We start from the raw sequence: 9694 nt of genomic DNA on the forward strand, positions 1-9694 counted from the left end.
ATCAGTTGTGTAACACCATACCTGTCTCTTAAATCTACCCAAATCAAACCTCCTTTATTCCTGACCCGTTGTACCCAACCCGAAAGGCTTACTTTTTGATGTACATTTTGTATCCTTAACTCTCCGCAAGTATGTGTTCTAAGCATGGCAATGAATGGTATTTTTTAAAGTGGACAAAGATAAACAAAGCTTGGGGACAATTCTAAAATGATCAAGAAGTTTGAAAAAACTTTTTGTTTGGCAAAAAAATAAGGGATTGGTTAGATTTTCTACAATATCAATAAGGTGAAAAACAAAAAAATGACCTTAATATGAAATACCAAATTGTACTTCTCGTTGAAATGATATGTCGTAATGGTAATTATAACTTGAAAAGTTGTAAATAATTTGGAATTTGAACCGAATTTAAATTTCTTTGGAACAATACATGATTTCACTCCCCCAAAAATGAATAAAAAATTAACTTTTACTGTCTCGGCTTTGCTGGTTTTTGGCACATTGTTCTATTTCAATCAGAAAGAACAATATGAACCTGAGGTTATTGAAGAAACGATTGACCTAGAAGAGCCAAAGACTGAAGATCAGATTCTTTATGGCATCAATGTGAATGAATTGGATGTGGTGGAGGGTGTAGTTGGCAAAAACCAAACACTTTCGACCATCCTTGCACCTTTCAATGTCCCTTATCAGATCATCGACGAGATCGCCCGCAAATCGATCGATATATTCGATGTCAAAAAAATCGCATTTAACAAGAAATTTACAATCCTAACTTCCAAGGATACTTCCTTGGCTCAGTTTTTTATCTATGAGCCAAACCCTGCGGAGTTTGTGGTTTTCAAATTGGATGAAGGAGAAGTCTATAAAGAGGAAAAACCTGTTGAAATCAGAAAAGTTGAAATCGGTGGGACGATCAGCAGCAACCTTTATGTTAACATGACAGAGATTGGAATTAGCCCTGATCTGATTGATCAATTTGCGGATTTATACGGTTGGGCAGTGGATTTTCAGAGACTTCAAAAGGGAGATAAATTCAAAGTGTCTTATTCTGAGAAAGTCGTTGAAGGTAATGTGGTCGGGATTGGGGACATAGAAGTGGCTTATTTTGAGCACATGGGAGTTTCATATCCGGCTATTCCTTTTGAGCAAAACGGGGAAAGAACGTTTTTTGACCAAGAAGGAAACAGCTTTAAGAAAGCATTTTTGAGAGATCCTTTGAAATATTCCAGGATTAGCTCGAGGTATAATTTGAACCGATTTCATCCGGTCCAAAAAAGGTATAAAGCCCACTTAGGTACAGATTATGCAGCACCCACCGGGACTGAAATCAGATCTGTTGGAGACGGGACGGTCGTTGAGGCAAGATATACAAGTGCCAACGGCAATTTTGTAAAAATCAAACATAACGGGACTTATACCACACAATACCTTCACATGTCCAAAATCGCCAAAGGAATGACAGCAGGAACAAGGATTAAGCAGGGTCAAGTCATCGGATATGTAGGAAGTACGGGTTTGGCGACAGGACCACATCTTTGTTTTAGATTTTGGAAAAATGGGAAGCAAGAAGATTGGTTGAAAGAAAAAATCCCACCTTCAGAGCCTATATCACAAGAAAACAGGATGGCATTTGAGCAGGTAAAATTAGAGAGAATGCAACAGATAGCTGCGATACCTTATGTAGAGCCAAACCAAAAACTTGTTGCAAAAGTCAATCCATAAAATTTTCATTAATTTGAAAATGATCACCAACCAAGAGGTTTTTACTTCTTGGTTTTTTTGTTTTTAGAATATTTTCAACGAATTCTCACTTTGGCTTTCTTTTTGCCAATCTCCAAACGCTGTCTCCAAGGATAGTGAAAATTGCCTTGACTGAAAGAGTAATTCCAAATCCCCATAATAATGACTTTGACTACAACAGAGAAGTATAAAATCAGGTTATTTGGAATATCTCCCATGTTTGATTCACGAAATCTAAGTAGCAAATAGACAGGCCGGTTCTTTAATGGTTGATAAAAAAGCAATTTATAAAGGGGGTTTTGTTCTTATTCGGATGATTTAAAACATTGAAAGAAATTCTCCGTCTAACCATCTTATGCATAAAAAAAAAGGACCTCCCAGAAGGAGGCCATTTTTACTTATCTATCTCGCAAGTTTAAAAAATAAAATCTTCAATTACTTTTTCCCTTTAGGTGAAGTTCTGTTCTTCTATTTAATTGGTGCATATTTTCAGTGCAAGGAATTGTTCCGCAATCATTGATAGGTTGGGATTTTCCAAACCATTGGTATTCTATTCTATTTGCTTCGACGCCTCTCTGTACAAGGTATTCCAACACCGCTTTGGCCCTTCTTTCAGCTAATTTAAGGTTGTAATCTTCATTTCCCCTTTGGTCAGTATGTCCGGAAATGTAGAGTTGAAGGTTCTTCAGTTTTTTCATCATCAACGTTACCCTCTCCAAATCCTTTTCGTGTACCGCCCTGATGGTAGATTTATCAAAATCAAAATACACAGCAGGGATTGAATTCATTTCGTTTTGAATTTCCTCGAAAAGGGAAGTCTCATCACAAAGGTCTTTTCCAAAAAGGGAAGCAGGTAAATCATAATCCTTGTTAGGATCAGAGAAAGCTTCCAAAACCAATTCACTTCGCCTATTGGCTTGGTGCTTGCTTTCAGGACAAGGAACGCCATCACCGCAATCATTGGCCAGTTTTTCTTTGCCAAACCAATCTATGCGAACCCTGCTTTCAGAGATTCCAAATTGGGAAAGATATTCCTTGACAGCAGTGGCACGTTTTTCACTCAAAATCTTATTGTATTCCACTGAAGCCCTTGCATCGGTGTGTGAGGCGACAGCCAAATTAAGGAAATCATATTTTGCCATCAACTCAGCGATTTTACTGAGTACCGGTTGGGCATCATTTCTGATTTTTGCTTTGTCCAAATCATAGTATACTATGTCAACCAAAACAGGCATGTTATAAGGAATCCTGACGAGCCGATATTCTCTTTCGAGGACATCTTCTTTTAACCCGATGGTAGAAAGTGTGCTGTCGTAAATGCTAAAATATCCTTTTTTACTGATTTTAAGGTTAAAATTACTTTCTGGTTCAAGATCTGCCAAAAGTTCTCCTTTTTTATTTCTAATTGAAGAGATCAAATCTACTCCATCCTGTTTTGTCAAAGTAGTGGTGAATTCTTCTTTGATGATGTTATTATCACAATCGATTACCCTCGCAATCAATTTTTTGAATAGATCCTCAATCAGGTAAATGTCGTCTAAACCCATGCCGCCAATCCTGTCAGAGCTGAGGTATCTTTTTCCATCTTTGGTGACTAGGTATCCAAAATCATCTCTGGGAGAATTGTATGGCAAGCCCATATTTTGGACATTGCTAAATCCCGAGGTAGAAACCTCAGCTTTGAATATATCCAATCCTCCCAAGCCTGGAAGGCCATTGGATGAGAAATAGAGGATAGCACCGTTGATAGACGGATATCGCTCATTTTTGGGAGAATTGATTTCGCTTCCGAGATTAATCGCTTCACCAAAATTCAAATCCTCATCATAAGTGACATAGTAAATGTCAAATCCTCCCATTCCGCCTGGTTTATCTGAGGCAAAGTAGATTCTTTTGTTTTCTTCATCTACAAATGGATTGGTGACGCCATATTCCGTAATGCTGTTGAGAGGGAAAGCTTTTGTTTCAGACAATGTTCCATCAGCACTGATTTTACTGTAGAAAATTTCCGAGTTTAGAGAATATTCTCTGTTGCCTTTGATTTTGTTGATGTCTCTGAATACAGCGTAGAAAATAACATTTTGGCTTTCCATCAGGCTTGGATCGCTAATATGGAGTGCATCAGGCAGATCAGATACCAATTTGGACGTTGCGCTGTCTTTGTCAAACTTATAGATTCCAAAGAATGACCTGTCATTGAAGCTGCTTTTTTCGGTGCTGTAGAGATTGCTTTTTGCATCTAACCTAATTCCTTTTTTGTCTTTAGGTATGACGTCGCCCCTGTCGCTTGAGAAATATTTATTGCCTTCCCTATCTGTTTTCAATCCAAAATCAGAACCCTCGGTATTGATTCCTTTTGCAGGAACCAATTTAACCCGGGCTTCATTAGAGGAGATATTTCGAATAAGGTCAAAATCCAATTCAGGAAAATCATTCTCATTAAATGAGGATTTTTTTAACATTTCATCAATTTGGCTCACCTTTCCGACTTTCATAGCTGCAGTCAGGTAGTTAGAATAATCCGTCCTTTCAGCTTCCTCATTGGTGATTACTTTTTCCCACCATTCGAAGGATTTTTCATAATCCTGGACTTGGCTGTAAGCTTCAGCGGCATTTCTAGCAGTGGTTATTTTAGGATTTCTGTTATAAGCTTGCGCGTATGTTTCAGCAGCATGCTGGAAGTTCTCTAAATCCTTTTGCTTATCTGCATATCGCAAAAGCCTGTTTTGGGCATTGGATTCGATTGGAGCAATTCCTATCAGAAAAATAAGGGAAGCGAAGTAAAATAATTTTCTCATGATCAGAACCATCTTGGATTTTTCATTGTGGCTTTCCTTGGAGATAAATAAAATCCAACAGAAAACTCATGAGAATTATTTCTGGAATTTTGAAGCGCATTTAAAGATTGATCATATGCGTATCCAAATCTTACTTTATCTGAAGCAAATACTTCTACTATAAATGCTACTGCATTTCTTCTGCTGATTTCACTTTCAAGGTTATCATTCCAAATGTGCATGTTGGTCCGATAAGATGCGCCGAGCCAAAGCCTGTCCATGAATAGGAACATACCATTCAAGTCAAGGTTTGTCGGAGAACCTTTTACTTCTTTGATCAAAAAAGAAGGTTTGAATTCAATGGCATCAGTGATTGGCACCATGGCACCTGCAGTCAAAAAGAAATGCAGGTCATGAAGCGACAAGGAAATGTCTTCTCTTTCCAAGGCATTCTTGCCAATCATATTGAAAGCACTGAGTCCTGCATAGAATCTTGTATTGTGAAAGAACAAGCCCACATTCATATTTGGACTGAAGAGGTTATTGATTCCGGCTGGGATTTCTACATCATCCTGGTCTATCGGATTAAGCATATCCCCATTAAGTTGGTACTCAGATACTCCTGCACTTGCACCAAGGGCAAGAAAAGATTCTTTGCCTGTTTGTATTCTATAAGAGTATGTAAGCAATCCTGTGGTAGTTCTAGTGGGGCCGATCTGATCTGAAAGGACTGACACTCCAAATCCCATCATTCCTTCATTGGCACTCAGGTCTGCAGTAATGGTGAAAGTGCGAGGTGCGCCTTCGAGATTGACCCACTGATTTCTATAGGTACTTTGGATATATCCTTGGTTTTTGTACCCCGCATATCCCGGATTGATATGTAAGCCATTGAAAATATATTGGCTGAACTGTGGCAGCTGCTGTGCCTTTGCTTGATTGGAAGCCATTATGGCTACCATCAAGCAGAGTCCAAATATTTTTAAATTCCTTTTCATATCCTGCGAGATTTACTTTTTGATAACTTGGATCCAACCTTTGAACTCATGTACTTTCCCATCTGAATCTGTTCCTCTGAAGACAAAGAAGTAAGTCCCTGCAACAATGCCTTCTGCACTCCATTCGTTGTCGTAATTACTGTTTTCATAAAGATGGTCACCAAATCTGTTCAAGATTACAATCTCCCTCTTTTCAAATTTTTGTGATCCTTTGATGATAAACCTGTCGTTTTTCCCATCGTTGTTTGGCGTAATTACATTTGGGATAAAAAAGACGTTGATTACATTGGAATCTTCTGCTGCATTGTCATCGGGATTTGTATCATCTTCATCCGAAGAGACTGTTACTCTATTCACAATATTCAGAGGATTCCCATTTACTAACGCATCTGCTTTTACCCTCACGTTGATAGTCAACTTAGAATTTGCCGGGAAGACAGGAATGGTGTAGGTAAGTCTTCTTCCTGTAAGGTCTGTACTGACGTTGATATCATTGGAAGAAGGGGTAAATCTTGAACTGACATAAGTGATGCCGTTTGGAAGGTCATCTACCACGACCACGTTGGTTGCATCAAAGTTGCTTGAATTGGTTACATCAATTTGGTATTCGAATTCATCTCCTTCAAAAATTTCAGCTTCGTTAGAAGTTTTGGTTATGCTCATATCCACTTCTGAATTAACCAGTCTGAAAGTGACAAAAGCTTCATCACTGTTTGTAGGATTCAATGATTCTGTAAGAATATATTTTAATCTGTATTCTCTAGCTTCATTGACTCCTGGAATAAGGCTCAATTCACCTTCACCGGTAGTCAAAAGGCCGATGATACCATCAAGTTCTACGAATTCGAAGTTGATGTTATCTGGAGTTACCGGCCGACCATTTAGAAGGTCATTTGTTAAAATATTTCCCAAAACACCATCAAAATTTAATGCATGCGTTCCAAATTCGTCGTCATTTGCGATGATTTCATTTTTGGACCCTGTAACCGTTACCGAATCAGTTGTTTCCACTTCCTCACCATCAGAATCTTCGGATGACACCAACACAGTATTGATAATTGTGCCTGATATAAGGTCTTCAAGTGTTACTATATAATTTGTCTCAAAAGAAACAGTTTGGCCAGGAGCAAGGCTTGAGATGGTCTCATCCATTCCTGTCAAGGGATCTACCACTGAGATGTTACTCAAAGTCGTATTGCCGATATTGGTAACTGTGATGGTATAAGTAATTACCTGACCTACTTCAGTAAAAGTTTGTGTCTCTGTTGATTTGTCTACTGTAAGCGCGTCTACTTTTTCAAAAACCTGAACATCATCATCAGTAGCTTCAATTTCATTTTCTCCAAAAGTTCCTTTGACAGTGGCAATGTTGGTAAAGGAACCAAAGTCAATGTCCTCCTGAGTCAACACATATTCCGCAGAGAAGGTAGTATTGTCTGAAGCTCCTGGAGCCAAGGTCTCCAATGGACCTCCGACAACAGTTACTTTAGGATCTTCTAAGGTAATATTGGTAAGAGCTAAATTGCCTGTATTGGTTACAGTAAAGGTGTAAGTGATTTTGTCACCTGCATTAATGAGATTGTTTGCATCTACATCGACCAATTGGCCTGATTTTTCAAATACGATAGAACAGGTATTTACATTTATTGTTACCAAAGACCTTGACCCAATACAATCTGCGGATCCACTTTCTGCCACCCAAACCTGGATAGTTCCCGAAGCATTTGAATCTACCTGATATCCTGTTGCTGGTTCTCCTCCTTCAGCTTGTGTAAAGAAGAAAACTTGATATTGACCTTCCTCTCCTAGATTGCTTGGGAGAATCAAAGTATTCAAATCAGGGATTTCCTGACCTTGACAAAATTCATAAGCAGCGCCTTCCGCAATTGTAGGGATGGTGGTTACGATGGAAACTTCGATTTTGAATTCGAAAATACAGTTGCTTGAATTTACAGGAATACCGTAATATGTTCCGCTTGTAGCTGGGAATGGATTAGAGCTGTTGAATTCAGTTGAGTTGTTAGGGTCAATGCCATCAAAGAATCTGATTCCTGTAGGAAATGAAATTGCGATGGTGCTTACATCTATGCCTTCCTCAGAATTGATATTGCAGAAAGAGAATGTACTGAATAAATCCACCACTCCACAATTTTCCTGTGCCCATTCCAAAGCTCCTGAAATTGGGATTACAAGTGGGGTTTGAATAGGTTCTCCCTCACATGTTCCATCCAAAAATCCTTGGGTCAATTGTATCCCGCTGAATTGAGTTTGGGATATTTTTCCTTTTCCGGAGATTGATCCACCAACAGAAATGAAGGCGTCGCAATTTGGGTTTGATAGGATTAAGCAATCTTCAGTTACTTTCAGTTTGTAACTCAATCTTGCCAAAACGGTATTGATATCTTCAAGAAGTGGTACTTCACCCAATTCCCACACAATAGAGCCTGTTGCACCTAGGTTAGGATCAAAATATGGTGCTTTTACTGTATTTGGATTGAAGAAAACCTCAAAATCGGCACTTACAAAAGTGGAAGTAAATGGTACCGGAATGATCACTCGACCATTTTCAATCGCCTCAGTTCCAAGATTTCGGATATCTAAGGAATATTCAATTTCCTGACCTGGGGAAACAGAAGGATTTTCAGTTACAGGTGCTCCGTTTATGGAAACAACTTGGTTCAAACCTTGAATTTCCGGCACATAGGCATCGACAGAAAACGCGATGGAGTATAGATTGTAAGTATCAGCTTTTGTACCAAATCTAAAAACGGTTGATGTCTGCCCGTTCGCAATGATAGAATTATTTGGGTTTGGGACATTCCACATGGCAATGTCTATTCCTGTGTTGTGGTCTAATTCAGGATTTCTTGGGTTTGCCACTAAATTGCCATTGTTATCACTTACCGGGGTAAAGATGGATGAATTGAAAAAGTTATTGGTGCCATTCAAATCATGTCTCAATCGTACCCATTCCGTATTTGCAGCATTTCGAATTTCAAGATAATCATTGCTTAAACCTCTTTCTCCTTCACTTGCCATGACACCAAGCTTCAGATTCACCTGACCGTTTTGAACAGCATTGAATCCATTGATTAAAAGTTCTCCATTCACTGCAATCGAATCACCTATTCCCATTACATGTGAATAACCATCAAATAGGGTTACGTCCCTCCATTTCATTTTGGAGTTTTCATAGACAACCACTATTCCCCAATGTCCATAATAGCCTACTCTATCGCCGTTTCCTTCGGTAAGTGCCACATCTGCAACTGTATATTCTCCAATTCCCTGACTTTTGACAAGTTGTGTGACATCTGCATAGCCCACATACATATCATCCAATTCGCCTGAAGGATATAATATGTTATTGGCAGCAGCAGTTACTTCTGTGTATCCGGAAGCATTTGGACCTTTGATTTTAACTTTCCTTTTATCAAGGTTGGTAGTTTTGATAATTTCAGGAACAAATATGCCATCTGCAGTGACTCTGGCAAAATTCTCGACAGTCTGATAGGCAGCAACTTCCTCTGTTCTAGACACAATTCTCTGCAATCTGTCCACTTTCAAAGTCACATCTCCATCTGTGATGGTGACTGGGTCAAAAGTTACTGTTCGGATATTTCCGTCAGTGGTAACTGTCTGATTGGTCAGGGTTGTCATAGCGCCACTTGTGCCTATTCTGAACCTTGCCGGATTGTTGTTATTATTTGAAAATTCAAACTGATAAGTATCTCCACCTTTTCTTGAGGTAAATGTATAGCGGGGATACCTGTTATCTTCAGCGCCTCTTCTTCCAATTGTCAAGGTATAAAATGAATAAGCGACAGTGTTAGTATGATTTGCGATTTGAACCTGGTTGCTGACCGATTCAGGAGTGCCGTCTTCTGTACCTACAACCACATCGAAATTCATTCCTAATTCCGGATTTGCTCTTCCCGACCAATATAGGCCTGCATAAATGATTTCAGAACAATTTGGGTCAGCATTGTTTTCAGCCGAAAACACCAATGTGGAAGATGAAGAATTGACAGTATTTGGATTGTTGTCAATGTCTACATAAATCATTTGGCTATAAGAATTGTCGATTCTATTTGTGTCAGCAAGAGTAAGATTGGTATTTCCAATAATTGTAAAATCACCTCTTAATTTAAAAATGTTTTTTTCAGGAGCAGGATTTCC

General features: G+C 38.8%; 6 protein-coding genes. 1 reads left to right on the forward strand and 5 read right to left on the reverse strand.

Features of this window, described 5'->3' with window-relative positions; translation table 11 throughout:
- A partial coding sequence (locus tag ACZFYI_RS10150; protein WP_462524021.1) for an OB-fold nucleic acid binding domain-containing protein occupies positions 1-146 on the reverse strand: 146 nt, incomplete at its 3' end.
- 301 nt (positions 147-447) lie between these two features.
- On the opposite strand from ACZFYI_RS10150, the gene ACZFYI_RS10155 reads away from it, so the two are divergent.
- Positions 448-1722: a peptidoglycan DD-metalloendopeptidase family protein gene (locus tag ACZFYI_RS10155; protein ID WP_462524016.1), complete on the forward strand. Its 1275-nt coding sequence runs from the start codon at positions 448-450 to the stop codon at positions 1720-1722.
- Between the two features lie 74 nt (positions 1723-1796).
- Here ACZFYI_RS10155 and ACZFYI_RS10160 read toward each other — a convergent pair whose 3' ends face one another.
- The 4 genes from ACZFYI_RS10160 to ACZFYI_RS10175 form a co-directional block, all read right to left on the reverse strand.
- Positions 1797-1958 carry a hypothetical protein gene (locus ACZFYI_RS10160; protein ID WP_462524017.1) on the reverse strand — a complete coding sequence of 54 codons (162 nt, stop codon included), beginning with the start codon at positions 1956-1958 and terminating at the stop codon, positions 1797-1799.
- 213 nt (positions 1959-2171) lie between these two features.
- On the reverse strand, positions 2172-4538 hold the full coding sequence (locus ACZFYI_RS10165) for an OmpA family protein (RefSeq protein WP_462524018.1): 2367 nt from the start codon (positions 4536-4538) through the stop codon (positions 2172-2174).
- A gap of 2 nt (positions 4539-4540) precedes the next feature.
- A complete protein-coding gene (locus ACZFYI_RS10170) occupies positions 4541-5515 on the reverse strand; it encodes a PorP/SprF family type IX secretion system membrane protein (protein ID WP_462524019.1) in 975 nt (324 codons plus the stop codon).
- Positions 5516-5527: 12 nt separating this feature from the next.
- Positions 5528-9580 (reverse strand): DUF7507 domain-containing protein, encoded by a 4053-nt coding sequence (locus ACZFYI_RS10175; protein ID WP_462524020.1) that lies wholly within the window; start codon positions 9578-9580, stop codon positions 5528-5530.
- Positions 9581-9694 lie beyond the last annotated feature (114 nt).

It is taken from the genome of Aquiflexum sp. (assembly GCF_977115555.1).

Excerpts from the sequence above, each read along its gene's own strand:
- ACZFYI_RS10170 (WP_462524019.1), bottom strand. The coding sequence starts at position 5,515 with ATGAAAAGGAATTTAAAAATATTTGGACTCTGCTTGATGGTAGCCATA.
- ACZFYI_RS10155 (WP_462524016.1), top strand. The coding sequence starts at position 448 with ATGAATAAAAAATTAACTTTTACTGTCTCGGCTTTGCTGGTTTTTGGC.
- ACZFYI_RS10175 (WP_462524020.1), bottom strand. The coding sequence starts at position 9,580 with ATGATTTATGTAGACATTGACAACAATCCAAATACTGTCAATTCTTCA.
- ACZFYI_RS10165 (WP_462524018.1), bottom strand. The coding sequence starts at position 4,538 with ATGAGAAAATTATTTTACTTCGCTTCCCTTATTTTTCTGATAGGAATT.
- ACZFYI_RS10160 (WP_462524017.1), bottom strand. The coding sequence starts at position 1,958 with ATGGGAGATATTCCAAATAACCTGATTTTATACTTCTCTGTTGTAGTC.